The sequence below is a fragment of the Hungatella hominis genome (assembly GCF_014288005.1).
Lineage (GTDB): Bacteria > Bacillota > Clostridia > Lachnospirales > Lachnospiraceae > Hungatella > Hungatella effluvii.
Map to the genome: position 1 here is coordinate 280,001 of NZ_JACOPB010000005.1, position 20,219 is coordinate 300,219.

The window sequence follows — 20,219 nt, forward strand, 5'->3', positions numbered from 1 at the left end:
ATCAAGTCTCCTGAACATAAACATATTCATTTTCAAAGGAATATTCTTCCCGGTAACGGTATCCTAATGCATAAAATTCCTTTAGCTCTTCGGCGGTCTTTACGCCGTTTGCGGCCATGAAACGCACCATCTCGCCCCTCGCCATCTTCGCGGCGGTCGCTCTCACACGGACCTTTCCCTCCTGCTCTGTGCCGAAGACACAGGTGATGAAGGTGTCGGAAGCGGTAAGCCAGGGTTCCACCGCGCGGCTGTACTCTTTCGATGCGAGATTGACAATCACGCCATCCCCATCTGCCGTCAGCTCCTCATAAAGCCGGTTTCCCCAGAAACCATACAAATCTTTCTTTCCATCGACCGGGAGTCTGGCCTGCATCTCCAGCCTGTATGGAACAACGCCGTCACATGCCTTTAAAACGCCGTAAAATCCGCTGAGTATCCGTAAATGTTCCTTCACATATTCCCACTGGGAACCGGTAAAAATATCGGGAGCCATGGACTGGTACTGGAGGCCGACATAAGCCAGTACGGCCGGTGTCAGGCTCCTCTCTAAATCCATTGTCTGGTAACGCTCGTAATTCTGCCTTGTAATCGCGTCATTGGCGCCGAACAGCTTCTTCAGCTGCTCCATGGAATACGCCTTTAAAATATCGTGAAGCCGTTTCGCATCCTCTAAAAAAACAGGCATGCCCGTCTCCTCTATGATGTCTGTCTGTACCCGCATCTTCTTGGCCGGGGATATGATAATTTTCATAAACTGCACATGGAGACTCGTGCCTTTAGACATGAGAGGAATTGTGCCCCTCCTGACTCTTTCGCAAGCTCCTTCTCCTTTTTGTTTTTTAGCTTCTCGAACGTTTGTTTGATTTTTACTTCTGATTGTGGTAAAATATATTCAGTCCATAATCTATTATGAGGTATAAAATCTATGAAATCTATTACTATTACTGCTAAAGTCAAACTATACCCTACATCAGAGCAGATGATTATTTTGAATAAGACACTGTCCGTTATCCGGGATGTGCTGAACTTTGTCTCCGCATTCGTTTTTGGACAGGAAGGCATCCGCTATCTCGAATTAAACCATGCCTTATACTACCCGGTCAGGCAGCAGTTTGGACTCCGCTCTCAGATGACACAGAGTGTATTTAAGACCGTCCTTGCAAAATATAAATCCATGAAAAGCAATGGACACCCCTTTTCGAAAGTATCTTTTCGAAACTTCGAGTATGATCTGGTCTGGAACCGGGATTACTCCATATCGTATCAGTCCGTCAGCTTAAATACCCTTTCCGGCAGATTACATATCCCCTTTGAATCGAAAGGGATGGAACACTGGTTTTGTTCCGGAGGACGCTTTGGCACTGCCAAACTGATTCGAAAAAACAGGAAATATTATCTGCATATACCGGTCACCCTGGAAGTTGAGAACAGGAATATCTTAAACCATATCGTTGGAATTGATCTCGGCGTGAACCATTTGGCAGTTTCCTTTGATGATGAAGGGAACACCAGATTCTTTTCCGGCCGCGCAATCAAGGAAAAACGTGCAAAAGCCCTTGCCCTGCGCAAGCGCCTGCAGACATGTGGAACAAAATCAGCAAAGCGTAAGCTGAAAAAGCTCCGTGAGAAAGAAACCCGTTACGTAACTGCGGTAAATCACGCGGTTACGAAGGCACTTATCTCACAGTATGGAGCAGGTACGCTTTTTATTATAGAAGATTTAACCGGGATTCGTACTGTCACGGAGCACGTCCGTTTAAAATCCCGATACGTAATAGTCTCCTGGGCGTTTTACCAGTTCCGGGAGATGCTGGAATACAAAGCTGCGCTGTCGCATTCAGAAGTCCTTGCGATAGACCCGAAGTACACCAGCCAGAGCTGTCCGGTCTGCGGTAATGCAACAAAGGCTAACCGTAACAGAAAGAAGCATGAATTTTGCTGTACTGTCTGTGGTTACCGGAGTAATGACGACCGTACCGGAGCCATAAACATTTACCGTAAAGGATGTAACACTCTGTTCGCAGAGGCCTGTTAGGCAGAACCGAAGCAGGCGGGCTGCCGTCAATCAGCCTATTGTAGCCAATGTTTGAGGTAGGAGACATGAATCACATGTCGTACTACGTGTAGTTGAGTTACAAGCCCGTGCCTGGGTCTGCCCCACTTCATCGGGCATTAGACATGGGTAATTGACTCGTATTCTCCTTGTTGTATAGTCGTAACTATTCAGCCGTGCAGCGGCTCATCCCGCAGTAAATCGTAAGCAATGGCGGAAAATACCCGTATTCCTTCTTCCAGCACTTTTTCGTCGAAATCGAAATCTGCCGTATGCTGCGGCGCTTCCATGGCCGTTATATTCCGCATGCAGATGGCCTGGCCGCCATGAGACTGAACACGGTTCATCATCAGAGATATGTCCTCGCTGCCCCAGTTTCTGGCGCAGCGCACACTGCTGACCCGGATATCAGGAAGCTCCCGCTCAATAACCGCAGCGGCCCTGTCTGCCAGCGTCAAATCGCTGTGGTGGGAATCGGCAGCGCCCATGCAGATCATCTCACAGGTACAGCCGTACATGGCTGCAGCCGCCTCACAGACGCGTCTGGCGTTCTCTGCCATATACTCGTTGATCTCAGTCGTCTCCCCACGCAGCTCTATCTCCATTTTTGCGTAATCGGGGATGACATTTCTTCCGGTGCCTGCGTGAAGCGTCCCCACATTGACCCGGCTGGAGCCTTCGCTGTGACGCGGAATCGCCGCTAACCCCATCGCCGCGCAGGCCGCCGCCAGAAGGGCGTTTCGTCCCTTTTCAGGGAAGCCGCCCGCATGGGCCGGTGCACCGCGGTAGAGGATGTCGTACTTGGTGGTCGCAAGGGAGCCATAGGTCGCCGGAGTCACCGCTCCGTCATCGGGGCCGTCTAAAGGCGCAAGATGCGTTCCCACGAAATAATCCACATCGTCCAAATGGCCTTTGGAAACGATGGCTCTGGCTCCCCGCACGCCTTCTTCGGCGGGCTGAAAGATCAGTTTTACCGTTCCGTGCAGCTGTGCCCGTAGATTCATGAGCACTTCCGCCACGCCGAGGCCGATAGCGGTATGGCCGTCGTGGCCGCAGGCGTGCATGACTCCGGGGCACTGCGATGCAAAGCCCTCCCGCGCCGGTCTGTGGCAGGCGTTTTCATCCTCCAGGACGCCGAGGGCGTCGATATCAAAACGGAGGGCGCATACGGGTCCCTGCCCGCAGCGCAGGATTCCGATTACCCCGGTGTATCCCGCCTCCATCTCCTCTGTCAGGTATGTAAGGGGCGTATCCCAGCCTTCCCTGACCAGCTTTGCGTGTTCCCGCCGTGCCTCTTCGGATGGAAGGCCCATTCTGGCTCCGTCATCCACCACCTGGCGGCCAGTCAGCACTTCATAGCCCAGATTCGTTAAAATCCCGGCGATGACGGCAGAGGTGCGCATCTCCAGCCAGCCCGTCTCCGGGTGCCGGTGCAGGTCTCTTCTTAGCGCCACGCTTTTCTCATAAAGTTCCTTTGCCATAACTGTGATCTGATCGTACATCTATCTTCATCTTTCTTCTTTCGTATTTAACAGTTCCCTAAAATATTAACATAGGAAACACAGAAAAGCAATTGAAGGAACATAAATTTCTGACCTGCCCCTGGACATAATATGATTATTTAGAATTATCATTTTTATTCAAAAGACATTTCTTAAGCACAGCATAGAGCAGGTCAATATCCATTGGTTTTGCAAGGAAATCATTCATGCCAGCTTCTTTTGCCATATCCCGGTCTTTTTGAAAAGAGTTGGCAGTTAAAGCAACAATAGGAATTTTTGCTGCGTCTGAATGACCGGAGGCCCGTATGGCTCTTGTTGCCTCCAGACCTCCCATATTCGGCATCCTCAAATCCATTAAAATGAGATTAAAATATCCGGGGGCACTTTGTTCAAAGCACTTGACTGCTTCTGCTCCATCCACAGCATGCTCTGTGCGTATTCCCTTCAGGTTTAAAATCTCTATCGCGATCTCTGCATTAATGGCATTATCCTCTGCCAATAGAATTCGTACATTTTTTAAATCGAAGGAAGGCTCTAAATGTGTGTTTAATTCTATGGGCTTTCCAAAACTAAGGGGAATGGAAAAGAAAAATTCGCTGCCCACATTTATTTTACTCTTCACTTTCAAAGTGCCGCCCATGAGCCGGACAATATTCCGGCTGATGGGCAAGCCCAACCCAGTCCCCTGACTGCGGATCTGATTGGCTCCGGCCTGCTCGAAGGATTCAAAAATGCGCTCTAAATCCTCTGCTTTGATACCAATGCCGGAGTCAGAGACACGAAACAGATAAATGGCCTCCTTGTCAGTGGTTGTGGTTTCCTCCACTCTCAAATATACTCTTCCTCCTGGTGATGTAAACTTAATGGCATTGGAAATCAGGTTCATCAAAACCTGCTTTAGCCGGATCGCATCCCCCTTCAAATCGGAATGCTTGAAATTTGTTTCACAGCAAAGCGTTATTTCACGCGCCTGTGCTTGTGTCTGCATCATGCTGCAAAGTTCATCAAGCTGCTGCTGTAAGGAGAAATCTTCTTTTGCAATAGTAAGCATACCGTTATCAATTCGGCTCATTTCTAAAATATCATTGATCAACCCTAATAAATACTGTGAAGTTGAACTTAACTTTGCCAAATTTACTTTTATACTCTCGGGGATATTATCCTCCATTGCCATGAGTGTTGTCGTTCCTACAATGGCGTTCATCGGTGTACGGATTTCGTGGCTCATACGGGAGAGAAATTCACTTTTTGCTCTGCTGTCCGCCTCTGCTTTCACAATGTCTTTTTGCATATTAGCGCTTTTTACACGCAGGTTGGCTATGACAATAATTGCTATTATGACCAGCAGTAAAAAAGTTGAGATAACGGTGATTGCTAAAATGGGATTGGTCTCCACAAAATTTTTCAGTGATACATGAGCGTCTCCGATAGAAACCAGATTATGATCCAAGAGGGAATTTCTGTCTTCCTCGGATAAGCTGTTAATGCCTTTGTTCATGATGGACAACAGCTCTGGATTAGCAGGCATAGGCATAGCAAAGCTGATATTCATGCGGTTTGCCGATAAGGTAACAGGAACTACGTTGGCATAGATGTTGTCCTGCATCATCTGTTCCACCCGTGCGGAAAGTCCACAAGCAAAATCCACCCTGCCTGTATTCACTGCAGACAAAACCTCTTCAATGGTTTTAAAATACGTAATTTTGCTTGCTTTTGCATAAGAGGGCAGTTGGCGTCCCTCTAAAAGGCCGCAGGTTAATCCGTCTGCCGGATAGGTCACGGCCCGGTTGCGCACAATTAAGTCACTTAATGCGGCGTAGGACTTGGTCTGTACCAATTCCTCTCTCATGGTCTCTGCCGCATCATCGAAAAAAATGCCGGCCATATCGGCTTTACCTTCGATAACGAGTTGCTGCGTATGAGCATAGGAATCTGCAATTATGTAGGAGAACTCGATACCATATCGTGCAGTTATTTTTTTCAGCAGCTCTGGGACCAGTCCAGTATGATCACCGTCCTCGTAGCCAATGCAGTATAGCGGATGAAAATGGTCAGGAACCGCCACAGTTACCGTACCTTTCTGTTTGATATAAGATTTTTCTTCCTCGATCAGCAGAAGGTTTTCCACACTTGTATCATTGAAATACCGTGTATATACTTCTTCGGGAAAATGTGGGTCCGATAACATAATACGCTCCATTGCCCAATTCAGTTGGTTAAGCAGTTCCCTATTGTCCGGTTGCGCAACCAGATAATGAGGCTGCGCATCAAAATACGCAACCGCACGATACTCTCCCGTATCATCCGTTGCATTCCCTAGTTTCAGGTCGATTTTTCCGGCCTTCAAATCCAAGTTGATTTGATTAGCGGCAACTTCTTCGGAGGTATATGGTCTAAGTGTGTAGCTTAAGCCATTGGTAGAAAGAAACGCTTCCAGCCGGCGTATATTATCGGTTGCCCGCTCTACAACGCCTATGGTTTTCCCGTTTAGATCCCTTAAATCATAACCTTTAATGTTATCGTTATCCTGACGAGTCAGCAATACCGCTTTGGTATTGCCGCAGCTATAATCCGGGTAGGCAAAGTATTTTTCAAACGCCTCAGAATAGTATGTACCGCCCATAAGGTCATATTTACCGGCAATAAACTCTTTCGTCATATCGTTGGCATCGACATCAATAAATTCGTATAACCAACCGGTGTATTTAGCGATTTCATATAGAAAATCAACCACCAGACCGGAGCGGTTCCCGTTTTCATCGGTCATGGTAAATCCTTCGGCTTCCGGAAACGGAACCCGAATCCGAACGGGAGAATTTCCCGCAGCAGAAATTGGCATGGCGCTTGAAATTATCGCAGCAAGCAGCAAAACGGAGGCCAATAACTTTATGATGTTCTTTCTTTTTTTTCTCATCAAATATCCCATATATCCTCCTCCCCCATACCTTGTTCCAATTTTTTTCTTATTTTATATCCCATATCAAGGCAAGTCGCTTATCCTTTGGCGGCGAGATGGTGCCTGCTTGTCTGACAGCGGCAGTAACCAAATCAATATTACTGCCAGCCTCACTAAGAACGCTCAGGGTGGAAGAAATATATGCTTCATCGACGGAGGTCGCCCAAGCGGCTACAGTATAGAATTTATCATCTTCGATTTCGCTGCCATCCGCCAAGGTCAATTTGATCACATTTTTATCCCGTTCCCGCCAGGGGGCGTATTCCATGGCAAGGCCGGAAAATGCGTATAAGGCGTTGATCTCCTCGCCGTTAATTATGGGGTGCTCCATAAGTTTTTTCAGGCTGGCGCCGGTAATCTCATAGGTAGTAAGATAGTCCTCAGCGCCCAGTCCACGAAGGTAAAAGCTATATGGCATGGTCAAATCGCCGGCATAAATTTTCGCTAAATTTCCTTTATAATAGGTGCCGTGGGGGATGAGGCCAATCTCCGCTCCGGTTGCGGAGCGCATGGTGTCGGCAATAAAAAAGCTGGTCTCCAATATGGTAAAGTCCTCGGCAGCGGTTCCGGCGGAGGACTTCGTCTCCTGGACCGCCGAGATGCTTTCAACCATGGCATCTGTTTCGGCCAGAGTCTGCTCCAGGGTCAACGCGCCCTCCAAATACGCCTTCAGGGTTTGGTTGTGAAGCTCGTTTCCGATTCTGTCCGCATAGAAAATCTGCCCGTTTTCAATGCATGTCTGCACGTCCCAATATTCTTTCCGAAAATTTGCCTGAACGGATTTTACGCTGCTCAGCCCTGAATAGACCTCCAACAGGGCCGTCTGCCCCTCATTGGTGCTGAGAAACGTGAAAATGTCCAGCAGTATCTCCTTTTTATCACGATCCTCCATGGACGCTTTCGACAGCGCCATACAGCGGCCTGGCGCCATCTGCATCCAACGCTCTCCGTGTGTATCGGAGGGGTAGCCAAAAAAGCCGACTTCACATTCCGGCTGTTCGTCCTCGTACAGAGAAAACATGGTCAACTGTTCCGGCAGCATGGCGATCTCACCTGCGTAGAGAGCATGGCGGTTTTTCGTCAGGCTGGAGGAGAAGTCGTCCTCCGCTATGATTCCTTTATCATAAAGCTTTTTCAGTTCCTCGAAGTATGGCTCAAGCAGCCCCGCACAGGAGGCCTGACCACTACAAAAAAGTTCATATTGCTCCCTCTTTTCCGGAGTGGAAAAAACGGCGCGGTTACTGAACCCAAGGCCTACCCCGTCTGGAGAATACTTAAAACAGGGGACAAAAGGACGGATGCCCTTTGCAGAGATTTCGTCGCACAGCGTATAGAATTCATCGATAGTCTGCGGAATTTCCCAGCCATGGGCTTCAAACAGGCTTTTGTTGTAAAAGATGCCGTGTACCGAGTTGTTGATGGGGAGCTGATACAGCATTCCATCGACGCTCAAATCATTCAGCACAGATTGGTAGTATCGGGAGGTGAAATCCTCTGCTGATACATCATAAAAAACGCTGTTGCTTACCCCCGAATCCTTGATATAGCCAGTAATGATAATATCCTCCAAATCCTTCTGCACGCCAGGATGCTTTGCATGCTCTTCCACATTAGAAATGCTGATCTGATTTAGGATGACAATGTCTATATCGGGAAATGCCGCCTCAATGGCAAGCTCCATCGGCTTTGTATTGCCGGGAGCGTATGCGCCGATGGTAACAATGGTTTTCTCAAAATTCACCGGCTCATAGGTCAAAATCTCGTTGTCCGCGCAGAACCGTGCCTCTGCCTTTGATCTGCCTGGCACATCGCTGCAGCCAGTCATTCCCAACAGCATGGAACCCGCAATAAAGAAGCAGAATAGTCGTTGCCTTTTCATGGATCCCCCTCCTTAATCGATATATTTGACAAGTATTTTTTTGAGAACCCCGATTTCCACCGGCTTGCTGATATGGGCCTGCATCCCGTGTGCAAGAGAATTCTCCATGTCCTCATCAAAGGCATTTGCGGATAATGCAATAATGGGGATGCTGCAGCTGTCCATGTGTGCCGAACTGCGAATAGCGACTGCTGCTTCCAGACCATTCATTACCGGCATTTGGATATCCACCAGTATCATCGAATAATATCCACTGGAGGAGTTTTGAAAACATTCCACTGCCTCCGCGCCATTGACCACCCCATCTACCACAAAACCGAGCCCGTCTAAAAGCTCTGCGACGATTTCACGGTTAATATCGTTATCCTCCGCCAACAGGATTCTCTTGCCACGCAAATATACGGGTAATTCATCGCTCGGTTCCTCTTTCGGACTTAATTCACTCAATACGGTCCGCTCCAGCGGAAGCTCGATGACAAATCGGCTGCCCTGATCCAATGTACTCTCCGCATGGATGGTGCCTTTCATGAGCGTCACAAGACTGTGTACGATTGCCAGTCCCAGGCCACTGCCCACATGGGCGGAGGTAAGAGACGACTGTTCCTGCTCAAAGGGGTGGAACATATGCTGCATAAACTCTTCGCTCATACCGATCCCTGTATCCTCAACGATAAATATGGTCCTGGCATATATGCCGCTTTCCATCTCTTCCCTGTAAGTCAGGGTCACAGTTCCATGTTCGGGAGTAAATTTTACGGCATTAGAAACCAGGTTAACGAGACACTGCTTGATGCGGACGGCGTCTCCTAAATATCCCCTGTGGAAGTTGTTTGGACAGTCCAGACGAAAGGCCAGCCCCTTTTCAGCAACAGGAAATGTTTCCAGCTGAACAACAGTCTCCAGCAGTTCCTTCATGTCAAACGCTGTATGGGAAATCCGCAGCTTTCCATTTTCGATCCTGCTCATATCCAGCACATCGTTGATGATAGAGACGAGATATTCACCGGACTTTTTTGCTTTTTGCGCACAGTCCGCCACAATATCCGGTTTGTCCGCATTGCGCAGCAGCAGGTCATTCAGTCCAATCACTGCGGTCAGTGGTGTGCGAATATCATGGGAGACCTTATTCATAAAATCGCTTTTCAAGGCGGCCTTTGCCTGCTCCAGCTTGATTTGCTGCCCATTTTTTACATAATAGTAGATCCAAACGGCAGCCATAGCCACCACGGTTAAGAGAGTAAGCACAATCATAATGATCACTTGACGCATTCCGTAAAAGGTTGATTGGGCCGTGATCGAAATGGGGACCGCAATAACTATGCTGTTGCCCTCGCTTTCCGGAAAGCTTTGAATACGCCAGGTTTCTCCCTCTATTTTGGCTGTAAATTCCACCTTGTGCTGCTGTTCCAGACCTTGCTGCAATGCAAGGATCTGCTGCTCATCCACATTTTTATCCCGCAAGATATGGAGCAGGTTATATCCGCCAAAATAATAATTGGCAGTTGACTCTGTCGGCCGCAGTTCTATCACGCCCAGGCGATTCACTACATAGGAAGCGCCCTGGTTCTCATACAAGGCAGTGGCTGCAATCTCTGAATAGGTGTTTGCATCCACCAGCATAATAACGCCAAAGAACTTTTTATTATCTATGGTCACATTGGTAAGAGGGGACATAAAAATCCAAAAATCACCTTTGGTCTGTACCGTACAGAAATCTGTCCGAACCGCATCCGAAGTTCTGAGTTTTTTTATTTCTTCCGATTCAGACAGTACGATTTTTTCTCCTTTTAAAGAGACACAGGAACCGTCCTCGGCCAGCAGGTATAACTGTTCAAAGGCCAGAAGCGTCTCCATATCCTGAAACCGGACCTGGTTACTTGTGATGATATAGGCTGCCTGCCGTACCATATCATCATAATGCTGCCTCAACAGAAGTAACTTTTCAGAAATGAGGGTGCTCATTTGCTCGATAGAGTCTATCCGCTCATTTTGAATGGATTGGTTCAAATTACGATATGTAGCGATAAACAAAAAAATCTCGGAGAGGAGCAGCGCCGCCAGCAAAATGGTTACTCTCCAGAGCCTCTTTTTCATTTGTGTTCTCTTCCTCCTTCGGTATAGAATAGTATTACAATTGTGCCGGCTGCTTTATGCTGAACTGGCTAATTCATACTATTTCCATAGCTGAGAGCCATCGTACAGGTCCTGAACCGTCTGCCAATAACCCAGCTTTTTACACTCTTCAATGGTAAGTTGATGGGTAAACCTGAATATCTCCGCCGTTTGTTTTGCAAAAGCGCTTTGATTCCCTCCGATCAAAATATTTGCCGCTTCTACACACCTGCAGTGTATTTCATGTTTTACTGACGCTTTTCCTCTATTGATTAGTTTTGGTATTTTACGACCAATTCGATAGTTTTTGAGTATAATCGTATAGATAGATCGCAGGGCTTCATATGGAATATGTTCTGTTAAAAATTCCAGCAGAATAACAGGTGCAGGTTGATATAAGTTACCGTAATTTTTCACTTCGTTCAAGCGCTGAATGAGTGTTTGTATATGCTCAAAAGAAACATGAGCCGCAACATGGTAAGCTACCCCCTCAGCGGTTAAGGAAAGCAGCTCCAAACTGTCGAAATATCTTCTGATATGGCTGGCAATCAGTTTTGGGTCCACATAAATATCATTTAACGCTTCAATATTCGCAGAAACAAAAATCCCCTTCCCTGGGGTCGCCTCTACAATCCCCCATTTTTGCAGGCATTGAATGGCTTGTGTCGTCGTGTTTACACTGACACCGTACTGTTTGCGCAATTGATCGTGAGACGGCAGCTTATCTCCCGGCTGATAGTAACCGATCGCAATGAGGCCCAAAATATCTAAGTATACACTGGAGTAGCGTTCTTCTGCTGTTTTCATCCTTTGATCCAGTCCCCGAATACCGAGGCGAAAAGGCGAATCAGCAGGAACGTAACATTGAAAATCTTCCCTTGAAATCGTAATAAAATGAATATAGGCAAGGAAATCTTTGACTGCATCGCCTGCAGGCGCCGTTATTCTGCTCTTTTGGATAAAATCCATCATTGTCTTTTGATATGCAACGCGTGAACAGAAATTGTTTTCCCTATATTCTACCCCTAGAAATCCAAGACAATCAACGATATGAAGACTCAACTCGTTTTCACATCTGGCGATAAAAAAGCGCCAAATCAGTTTAGAATTTTTCCAAAAAAGTTTGGGATTCTTAGGATTTAATTGCTGAACTATACGTTCGGGGATATCCCAATCGTACTTGTTGCACAGAGAAATTCCATAACAAATAAAAGGATAATAAACAATTTCCGCTGTTTTTAAGATGTCTGTCATAATAGGGATAATCGGCTCTTGCAAATTGTGTACAGAATCGTATACGGAGTTGGCTTGATCATAAATAACTACAGAAAGCTGCCGCTCTCTTGTCTCAATAAGTCCGGCGTCAGACAACATAGCCACCACGCGGCGTATCGTTTTGCTGGATACTTTGTACTCCTTGCAAAGATCAGCAATGGAGGGAAGCACAGTGCCTTTCGGTATCAGTCCGGATTCGATTTTGTTCCTTAATATTTCAAAAATTCTGTCATATTGAAATTTTTCGTACTTCATCTTATTTTTCCTCTTAGGACATTCTTCTGATTGAACGGACAAAAGATTCTCTGAATTTCGTATTGATTTCCATACTTACGTGCTGTCATTCTGTGTACCTGTGTCAAATAAGTTTATCATAAAAAACAGCATATGTCAATTTATTAGCCCTGATGTACACAGAGAAGGCTGAAAAAAACGACTTTTCCGTGACGCAAAATAAAGGCATCAGAGCCGCAGTATCGTCATTCCCCGCAGTTCTGATGCCTTTTTATAATCTTCTAATCTGCATAATTCTAATCCATATAGTTTTAATCCGCATAAGTTCCTTTGGACTTCACCAGCTTCGGTCGGTATCCAGCCTCGGTGAGCGCGGCCATGATGGAGTTCTTGTGGTCGGTGCCGTAAGCCTCCAGTGTGATGCGCAGTTCCACAGCCGAATTTCGGTTGATGCTGATGAACTGGTTGTGTTCCAGACGGATTACGTTGCCCTGCTCTTTGGCGAGAAGTGTGGAAACCTTGGCCAGCTCGCCTGGTTTGTCCGGAAGCAGGACAGAGACGGTAAAGACTCTGTCTCTCTGGATCAGGCCGTGCTGTACGATGGAGGCCATAGTGATGACATCCATGTTGCCGCCGCTCAGGATGGAGACGATCTTCTTGTTTTCCACCTTCATATGCTTTAAGGCCGCTACGGTCAGAAGGCCGGAGTTCTCCACGATCATCTTGTGATTCTCCACCATGTCGAGGAAGGAAACGATCAGTTCCGAATCTTCGATGGTGATGATGTCATCCACATTCTCCTGGATATAGGGGAACAGCAGATCACCGGGGCACTGTACCGCCGTGCCGTCCGCGATGGTGTTGACACCATGTAAGGAGACTACCTTGCCCTGGCGCAGGGATTCCTGCATGCAGTTGGCACCAGCCGGCTCCACACCGATCACCTTGATCTTAGGATTGAGCATCTTCGCCAGTGTGGCAACGCCGGTACAGAGTCCGCCTCCGCCGATGGGAACGAGTATGTAATCCACGGTCGGCAGTTCCTTGATTATCTCCATGGCAATGGTTCCCTGGCCCGTAGCTACGTCCAAATCGTTAAACGGATGGATAAAGGTAAGGCCTTTTTCCTCTGCCAGCCTGTAAGCGTAACTGCAGGCTTCATCGAATACATCGCCTTCCAGAACGACTTCTGCGCCGTATCCCTTCGTCCGGTTTACCTTCATGAGGGGCGTTGTCGTCGGCATCACGATGGTCGCGGAGATTCCGGCCAGCTTCGCGGCGTAGGCCACGCCCTGAGCGTGATTGCCGGCGGAAGCGGTGATTAAGCCCTTAGCCTTCTCCTCCTCGCTCAAGGTGCTGATCTTATAGTAAGCGCCTCTTACCTTATAAGCGCCTGTATACTGCATGTTTTCCGGCTTAAACCAGACCCTGTTGCCGGTCTGGGAGGAAAAATACTCGCTGTACACCAACTTTGTCTCCTGCGTTACCTTGCTTACAACCTCTGTTGCCTCTTCAAATTTCTCCAATGTCAACATAACTTACGCCTCTTCTTTCTCTTCTACATGGAATAATGCATTCACAAACTCCCCTGCGTTAAATTTCTGCAAATCGTCGATCTTCTCTCCAACCCCCACGTATTTGACTGGTATTCCAAGTTCCGACTGGATTGCCACGGCGATTCCGCCCTTGGCGGTTCCGTCCAGCTTCGTTAAGATGATTCCTGTGATATCCGCCACTTCCATAAACTGTCTGGCCTGTGAAAGCGCATTCTGGCCGGTCGTTCCGTCCAGTACCACCAGCGTTTCCCGGTACGCCTCCGGGAACTCCTTGTCGATGATCCGGTTAATCTTCTTAAGCTCTTCCATCAGATTTTTCTTATTGTGAAGCCGTCCCGCCGTATCGCAGATCAGAATATCCGCATGGCGTGATTTGGCTGCGGCCACGGCATCATAGACTACAGCGGCCGGATCGGAGCCTTCCTGCTGGGCGATGATGTCCACGCCCGCCCGGTTGGCCCACTCCGTCAGCTGCTCAATGGCCGCCGCGCGGAAGGTGTCTGCCGCCGCGAGAATCACCTTTTTCCCGTCGTCCTTTAACTGGCCGGCCAGCTTGCCGACGGAGGTGGTCTTTCCCACTCCGTTGACCCCGATGATCAGAAGAACGGACTGGCGGTTCTCGTATTCATACGCATTTTCCCCTAAATCCATCTGATCCCGGATGCTTTCCATCAGAAGCTCCTTGCATTCGGCCGGGTCCTTTATTCCCTGTTCCTTTACCTTTTTTCTCAAATCCTCCACAATCGACATGGTGGTCTGAATTCCAAGATCTCCCATAATCAGAGTCTCTTCGATCTCCTCATAAAACTCATCATCGATGGCTGAAAAGCCGCTGAAAATGGAATCCATCCCCGATATAATATTGTCCCTTGTCTTTTGCAGTCCTGCTACCAGTTTCCCAAAGAATCCCTTTTTCTCACTCATAGACGGCCTCCTTTTACTTATCTAAATCTTCTTCTATCAGATTTACCGAAACAAGCGTTGAAACGCCTTTCTCCTGCATGGTAATACCGTATAAACGGTCTGCCGCCACCATCGTTCCGTGACGGTGGGTGATAACGATAAACTGTGTATATTTCGTCAGTTTATGTAAATATTTTGCGTATCTGTCCACATTCGAGTCATCTAACGCCGCTTCGATTTCATCCAACAGGCAGAACGGCGACGGCTTTAAGTTCTGAATTGCAAACAGCAGCGCAATGGCTGTCAGGGCCTTCTCTCCACCGGAAAGCTGCATCATGTTCTGCAGTTTTTTGCCCGGCGGCTGGGAGATAATCTGAATGCCCGCTTCCAGGATATCCTCATCTTCCACCAGCTCCAGAGTGCCGCGGCCGCCGCCGAAGAGCTCCTTAAACACCTTGTCGAACTCGGTGCGAATCTCCCTGAATTTCTCTTCAAACTGCCTTCTCATGCCGGTGTCCAGCTCCTCGATGATCTTAAGCAGCGTCTCTTCCGCCGTAACCAGATCGTCGTGCTGGGTCTTCATGAACACATACCGCTCCGATACTTCCTTATAATCCTCGATGGCGTTGACATTGACATTGCCAAGCTTTTTGATCTCTTCTTTCAGGGAGGCGATATGCTTTCGGATCTCCGCCAGAGATTCCTCCTCCCCGCTCCTAAGCTCCAGTGCGGCGGAATAGGTCAGTTCGTACTCATCCCACATGTAGTTTGCAAAAGTTTCCAGGCGCTCCTCCAGCTTCTCCTTCTGACTCTGCAAACGAAATAAATCTTTATCCAGACGGCTCATTCGGTCGGAAAGTTCTTCCCGCTTCTGGAAGAGTTCCTTCTGCTGTCTCGACTTTTCCTCTCTCTCTGCCGTCTTCTCCGCAATCACGGCCTCAAGGCCGGCGGCACGTATAACGGTATTCTCAATCTGTGACTTTAATCCGGCGATTTCCGCCAGTTTTTCTTCGATAACCAGGTTGGAGTCATCAGTGCCCCCGGAGAGACCGGAAAGCTCTTCCTCCAGGCGGCGGACGTCTTCCCTCACCCGCCGGATATTCTCCAGTTCGAAGTCATCCTTCTGCTTGAGTCCGGACGCCTCCAGCTGGACGGTGGAGAGCGCTTTGGAAGCCTCCTCCCGTTCTGCCTTGGCCGCGTCAAGACGCTCGTGGCAGGAATCCAGACGGCTGTTGATATCCTGATTCTGCCCCTCCAGCCGGATGACCTCGCCTGCCAGCTCGTTCCGGCTCTTGCCGATCTCCCGGATCTGATCCTCCAGCTGGCTGTTTTCGCGTTCCAGATCGCCATAGGATTCCCGAATCTCTTCCTTTTTATCCTCGGTCCTGGAAATGCTCATGCGGACCGTATTCTGACGCAGATAGCTCTCCTGCCTTCTGGATTTCAATGATTCCAGCTCTTCCCGGCTTTCGGCCAGGAGCGCCTCGTTCATCACCAGATCCTGTTCGATCCGGTCCACATCGGTCAGCGCCTTGGTGCAGGCTCCTTCCAGTTCCTCGATCTCACGCTTTCTGCCCAGTAAGTTGCTGGTGTTCTTAAACGCACCGCCGGTCATGGACCCGCCCGCGCTTAAAAGCTCGCCCTCCAGGGTGACGATCCGCAGGGAATACTGGAATTTCCTGGCCAGTGCAATGGCGTTGTCGATGGTATCCACCACCACGACCCGCCCCAGCAGATACCGGATCAGCCCTTCATACTGGCCGTCTGTCTCCACCAGACTGTTGGCTAGTCCTAAGACACCGGGCTCCTTTAACGCCTTGTCCTGATTAAAGGTGTTCCTGTTGCCGATACTGGTAAGCGGTAAGAAGGTCGCCCTTCCGTACCGGTTTTTCTTCAGATATTCGATCAGCTGCTTCGCCGTCTGCTCGGAATCCGTTACAATGTTCTGGATGCTTCCGCCCAGCGCCGTCTCCACCGCGATCTCATACTTCTTTGGAACGGTGATTAAATCGGCCACAACGCCGTGGATGCCGTGAATGCGGTCTCTGACCTCCATGACGCGGCGGATGCTTCCGCCGTAGCCCTCATACCGTTCCGCTATATTCTTCAGCGATTCCAGCTTCGTATAGCTGGTGTGGTATTCCTGCTGCCTGTCGTTTAAATTCTTGTTCAGACGGCGGACCTCGTGTTCCAGCTCCTCCGTCCTCGTCTCAGCCGCCGCCTGGGCATCTCCGAGACTGGCGATCTCTGCCTCGATCTCTTCCAGCTGACGGTTTAATTCATCTAACTGGCCGTCCTGCTCCGATTCGTCGCTTTTGTACTTTAAAAGCTTCTGGCACACCTCGGAACGCCGGACATTTACCTGTTCCAGCATGGTTTCGTACCGCTGCTGTCTGGCGTTAATGGAGGCCTTCTCGTTTAAGGTGTCGATGATGCTGCCCTTGCCGGATTCAATCTCTTCTTCCAGCGCCCGGATCTCCTCATCCTTCCTCTTAAGCGCCTCTTCGGCCGCGGCCAGACGCTCTAAGGATTCCTTAACCTGGGCGGCAATGCCGCTTCGCTCTTCTTCATAGGCGGAGACCTTCGTCTTCTTATCCGCGATTTCCCCATGGATCGCTGTCATTCGCTTTCCAATATGTTCCGCGTTCATCTTTTCCGTGTTGATCTGCTCGTTCAGCACGCCTACACGGCCTTCGAGGGTGCCCTTTTCCATGTTGGTCTCGCCAAGAGCCGTTCTGGCCTCGCCTGCGGCTACCTCCAGCCCGGATAAAAGGGCGTCCAGGGTCTCATATTCCACACGGATATGTTCGGAAGCCTGCCTCGTATCTTCCAAATCCTTCGATACGATGGCTGCTTTTTCTTCCGTCTCTTTTAACTGGCTGCGCGTTCCGGCGGTTTCCAGCAGGAACTGGTTCACATCGTATTTCTTTAAGTCTTCCTTTAAACGCAGATACTCCTTCGCGGCCTCGGACTGTTTTGCCAGAGGGCCGACCTGTTTCTCCAATTCCGTTAGAATATCGGTCACACGGACCAGATTCTGTTTCTCATCCTCCAGCTTCTTCTGGGCGATGGCTTTTCTGCGTTTGAATTTTACGATTCCGGCCGCCTCGTCGAAGAGTTCCCGCCGTTCCTCCGGTTTACCGCTTAATATCTTGTCGATCTGGCCCTGTCCAATGATGGAGTAGCCTTCCTTGCCAATACCGGTGTCGTAGAACAGTTCGTTGATATCCTTCAGGCGGCAGGTGCTTCCGTTGATCATATATTCGCTTTCACCGGAGCGGTAGACACGTCTCGTAACCGTCACCTGATCGTAATCGATGGCCAGCTGGTGGTCAGAGTTGTCCAGAGTGATGGCTACACTGGCAAAGCCCTGGGGCTTCCTCGTCTCCGTACCGGAGAAGATGACGTCCTGCATGCTGGAGCTTCGAAGCTGTTTGACCTTCTGCTCTCCCAGCACCCAGCGCACCGCATCAGCGACATTGCTCTTGCCGCTGCCATTGGGTCCCACGATGCCGGTGATTCCGTTATGAAATTCGAATACGATCTTATTGGCAAATGATTTAAAGCCCTGTATCTCAATGCTTTTTAAATACATACTTTATGTTGGCAGACGTCTATGCCTGCCTTTCCTTTTCCATTTTCTTAAGCTTTAAAATTCCGTGATAGGCGGCTACTGCTTCCGCAGCCTTTTTCGTCCTTCCGGTCCCCCGGCCGATCTCTTCCGCTCCAATGAGAGCCCGGGATTCAAAGATCTTATTGTGATCAGGCCCTTCTTCCCGCAGCAGTTCATAGGCAAGCGGTTTTTCCGTCTGACTCTGTACGATCTCCTGCAAGATAGTCTTGCTATCAAAAAAGAGCTGTTTATGCTCGATGTCGTTCATGATAAATCGAAGGATAAACTCTTTTGCATTAGCAAAACCACCGTCCAGATATATTGCGCCGATTAGCGCTTCCATGGCGTCCGATACGACTGAGGCCCTTCCGCGTCCGCCGGTCGCCTCTTCTCCCTTTCCCAGCAGTAAGTAATTTCCTAATTCAATGTCCTCGGCACAGTAGGCGAGCGTCGGTTCGCATACGATGCTGGCGCGGATCTTCGTTAAATCCCCTTCCGGCTTATCCGGATATTTGTGATATAAAAAATCGCTGGAAACGACCTCCAGCACGGAATCACCTAAAAATTCCAGCCGCTCATTGCATTCCAGCTTGTTTAAGCGGTGTTCGTTGGCGTAGGAGCTGTGGGTCATGGCCCTTGTAAGCAGCTGCCTGTCCGAAAAACGGTAGCCAATCCGCCCTTCCAGCTCATTCAGTTTTTTGTTCATTGCGGTCCTCTTTCCTTTACTATGAAAGAAGGTGTTGCGGACAGGCGGCATTATGCCGCCCTGCAACACCCACATCTATTAATTCAGCGCGTTCTTAATCTGTTCTACCGCATCACCGACTGTAGCGATCTTCTCCGCTACCTCGGACGGTATCTCGATATCGAATTCTTCTTCGATACCCATGATGATCTGGAATACATCCAGGGAATCTGCACCTAAGTCATCTACGAATGTAGAAGCCATGGTTACCTCCTCCGGTTCAACGTTAAGTACCTCTGCGACAATATTCTGTAACTTTTCAAATTCCATCTTTTCCCTTCCTCTCTCCTATTCTTTATTTTCCTGATTTTCAGCAGTCAGGCTCTCTCTTATCTTATCATTAATCCCCTGTTCTTTAAAGGCCACGCATTGAAGAATGGAATTACACACTTCCTTTGCCTTGGAATTCCCGTGGGTTTTCACCACCAGACCGTTCAGACCGAGAAGCGGTGCTCCTCCGTACTGAGACGAATCAAAGGATTTCAGTGTCTCCTTAAGCGCTGGTTTTACAAGCAGTGCTCCAACCTTGCTTCTTAAGTTCACCATCATGCCGCTCTTGACCTTACTGATCAGAGTGGCACCTACTCCTTCGTAAAGCTTCAGGATTACGTTGCCTACAAATGCCTCGCATACGATAACATCTGCGCCGCCGTGCGGTATCTCCCTCGCCTCAATGCTTCCGATGAAGTTTATGTCCCTGCATTCCTTGAGAAGCGGAAACGTCTCCTTAACAAGTGCGTTTCCTTTCTCTTCCTCTGCCCCGATATTGACGATGGCGACCCGTGGGTTCTTCACCCCCATCACATGTTCCATGTAGATGGAGCCCATGCGTGCAAACTGTACCAGATGGGAAGCCCTGGCGTCGACATTGGCACCGCAGTCAATCAGCAGAGACGCGCCCTTTTCCGTGGGGATTAACGGCGCAAGCGGAGGTCTTTCCACACCCTTTATTCTTCCGACAATGACCTGACCGCCAACTAATATGGCGCCGGAACTGCCGGCTGAAACGAAGGCATCCGCTTCCTTCTTTTTCACCAGATTCATGCCAACCACAATGGAAGAGTCTTTTTTCTTTCGTATGGCATTCACCGGAGGTTCTTCCGTTTCGATTATCTCTGTTGCAGGAACAATCTGTATCTGCTCCACCGGAAAGTTATGCTTTTTCAGCTCCTCAGCTACTGCCGGTTCCTGCCCTACCAGGAGAACGGAGATCTCCCTGTTCGCGTTCACCGCCTGCACGGCACCTGCTACCATCTCAGCCGGTGCATAATCGCCGCCCATGACATCAACAGCTACTTTTATCATCACAATTCCCCTTTCAAGTCTGGCCTAAGATAACCTATTACATAATATACTAAATATTATTCTATAAATCAATATAAAATTTCAGA

General features: G+C 48.8%; 13 protein-coding genes. 1 reads left to right on the forward strand and 12 read right to left on the reverse strand.

What is annotated here, in order from left to right:
- Nucleotide 1: 1 nt before the first annotated feature.
- On the reverse strand, nucleotides 2-751 hold the full coding sequence (gene yaaA / locus H8S75_RS13765; RefSeq protein WP_187022107.1) for a peroxide stress protein YaaA: 750 nt from the start codon (nucleotides 749-751) through the stop codon (nucleotides 2-4).
- Nucleotides 752-925: 174 nt separating this feature from the next.
- Here yaaA and H8S75_RS13770 point away from each other — a divergent pair, with 174 nt between their 5' ends.
- Entirely contained in the window at nucleotides 926-2,035 is a 1,110-nt protein-coding gene (locus H8S75_RS13770; protein WP_187022108.1) for an RNA-guided endonuclease InsQ/TnpB family protein, read from the forward strand.
- Nucleotides 2,036-2,223: 188 nt separating this feature from the next.
- Here H8S75_RS13770 and H8S75_RS13775 read toward each other — a convergent pair whose 3' ends face one another.
- The 11 genes from H8S75_RS13775 to plsX all read right to left on the reverse strand — a co-directional run bounded on the left by H8S75_RS13775 (nucleotide 2,224) and on the right by plsX (nucleotide 20,133).
- Nucleotides 2,224-3,555, reverse strand: coding sequence for an amidohydrolase (locus tag H8S75_RS13775; RefSeq protein WP_187022109.1), 1,332 nt, complete (start codon nucleotides 3,553-3,555; stop codon nucleotides 2,224-2,226).
- Between the two features lie 115 nt (nucleotides 3,556-3,670).
- Entirely contained in the window at nucleotides 3,671-6,481 is a 2,811-nt protein-coding gene (locus H8S75_RS13780; RefSeq protein WP_187022110.1) for an ATP-binding protein, read from the reverse strand.
- Between the two features lie 37 nt (nucleotides 6,482-6,518).
- The gene (locus H8S75_RS13785) at nucleotides 6,519-8,390 is read right to left on the reverse strand and encodes an extracellular solute-binding protein (protein ID WP_187022111.1); all 1,872 of its coding nucleotides are present in this window, start codon (nucleotides 8,388-8,390) and stop codon (nucleotides 6,519-6,521) included.
- Between the two features lie 12 nt (nucleotides 8,391-8,402).
- Nucleotides 8,403-10,484, reverse strand: a complete 2,082-nt coding sequence (locus H8S75_RS13790) for an ATP-binding response regulator (protein ID WP_187022112.1) — start codon at nucleotides 10,482-10,484, stop codon at nucleotides 8,403-8,405.
- Nucleotides 10,485-10,562: 78 nt separating this feature from the next.
- Nucleotides 10,563-12,032 (reverse strand): GntR family transcriptional regulator, encoded by a 1,470-nt coding sequence (locus H8S75_RS13795; protein ID WP_187022113.1) that lies wholly within the window; start codon nucleotides 12,030-12,032, stop codon nucleotides 10,563-10,565.
- Nucleotides 12,033-12,322: 290 nt separating this feature from the next.
- The gene (gene ilvA / locus H8S75_RS13800; RefSeq protein ID WP_187022114.1) at nucleotides 12,323-13,546 is read right to left on the reverse strand and encodes a threonine ammonia-lyase; all 1,224 of its coding nucleotides are present in this window, start codon (nucleotides 13,544-13,546) and stop codon (nucleotides 12,323-12,325) included.
- Nucleotides 13,547-13,549: 3 nt separating this feature from the next.
- Nucleotides 13,550-14,491 (reverse strand): signal recognition particle-docking protein FtsY, encoded by a 942-nt coding sequence (ftsY, locus tag H8S75_RS13805; protein WP_002604197.1) that lies wholly within the window; start codon nucleotides 14,489-14,491, stop codon nucleotides 13,550-13,552.
- 13 nt (nucleotides 14,492-14,504) lie between these two features.
- Nucleotides 14,505-18,065: a chromosome segregation protein SMC gene (gene smc / locus H8S75_RS13810; protein WP_187022115.1), complete on the reverse strand. Its 3,561-nt coding sequence runs from the start codon at nucleotides 18,063-18,065 to the stop codon at nucleotides 14,505-14,507.
- A gap of 19 nt (nucleotides 18,066-18,084) precedes the next feature.
- A complete protein-coding gene (gene rnc, locus H8S75_RS13815; protein ID WP_187022116.1) occupies nucleotides 18,085-18,789 on the reverse strand; it encodes a ribonuclease III in 705 nt (234 codons plus the stop codon).
- Between the two features lie 78 nt (nucleotides 18,790-18,867).
- Nucleotides 18,868-19,098, reverse strand: coding sequence for an acyl carrier protein (acpP, locus tag H8S75_RS13820; protein ID WP_002604200.1), 231 nt, complete (start codon nucleotides 19,096-19,098; stop codon nucleotides 18,868-18,870).
- A gap of 18 nt (nucleotides 19,099-19,116) precedes the next feature.
- Complete coding sequence (gene plsX, locus H8S75_RS13825) at nucleotides 19,117-20,133, reverse strand: phosphate acyltransferase PlsX (protein WP_187022117.1); 1,017 nt, start codon at nucleotides 20,131-20,133, stop codon at nucleotides 19,117-19,119.
- Between the last annotated feature and the right edge of the window lie 86 nt (nucleotides 20,134-20,219).

Bases quoted from the DNA above. Each gene is read 5' to 3' on its own strand.
- yaaA (WP_187022107.1), bottom strand. From the start codon at position 751: ATGAAAATTATCATATCCCCGGCCAAGAAGATGCGGGTACAGACAGAC.
- H8S75_RS13770 (WP_187022108.1), top strand. From the start codon at position 926: ATGAAATCTATTACTATTACTGCTAAAGTCAAACTATACCCTACATCA.
- H8S75_RS13775 (WP_187022109.1), bottom strand. From the start codon at position 3,555: ATGTACGATCAGATCACAGTTATGGCAAAGGAACTTTATGAGAAAAGC.
- H8S75_RS13780 (WP_187022110.1), bottom strand. From the start codon at position 6,481: ATGGGATATTTGATGAGAAAAAAAAGAAAGAACATCATAAAGTTATTG.
- H8S75_RS13785 (WP_187022111.1), bottom strand. From the start codon at position 8,390: ATGAAAAGGCAACGACTATTCTGCTTCTTTATTGCGGGTTCCATGCTG.
- H8S75_RS13790 (WP_187022112.1), bottom strand. From the start codon at position 10,484: ATGAAAAAGAGGCTCTGGAGAGTAACCATTTTGCTGGCGGCGCTGCTC.
- H8S75_RS13795 (WP_187022113.1), bottom strand. From the start codon at position 12,032: ATGAAGTACGAAAAATTTCAATATGACAGAATTTTTGAAATATTAAGG.
- ilvA (WP_187022114.1), bottom strand. From the start codon at position 13,546: ATGTTGACATTGGAGAAATTTGAAGAGGCAACAGAGGTTGTAAGCAAG.
- ftsY (WP_002604197.1), bottom strand. From the start codon at position 14,491: ATGAGTGAGAAAAAGGGATTCTTTGGGAAACTGGTAGCAGGACTGCAA.
- smc (WP_187022115.1), bottom strand. From the start codon at position 18,065: ATGTATTTAAAAAGCATTGAGATACAGGGCTTTAAATCATTTGCCAAT.
- rnc (WP_187022116.1), bottom strand. From the start codon at position 18,789: ATGAACAAAAAACTGAATGAGCTGGAAGGGCGGATTGGCTACCGTTTT.
- acpP (WP_002604200.1), bottom strand. From the start codon at position 19,098: ATGGAATTTGAAAAGTTACAGAATATTGTCGCAGAGGTACTTAACGTT.
- plsX (WP_187022117.1), bottom strand. From the start codon at position 20,133: ATGATAAAAGTAGCTGTTGATGTCATGGGCGGCGATTATGCACCGGCT.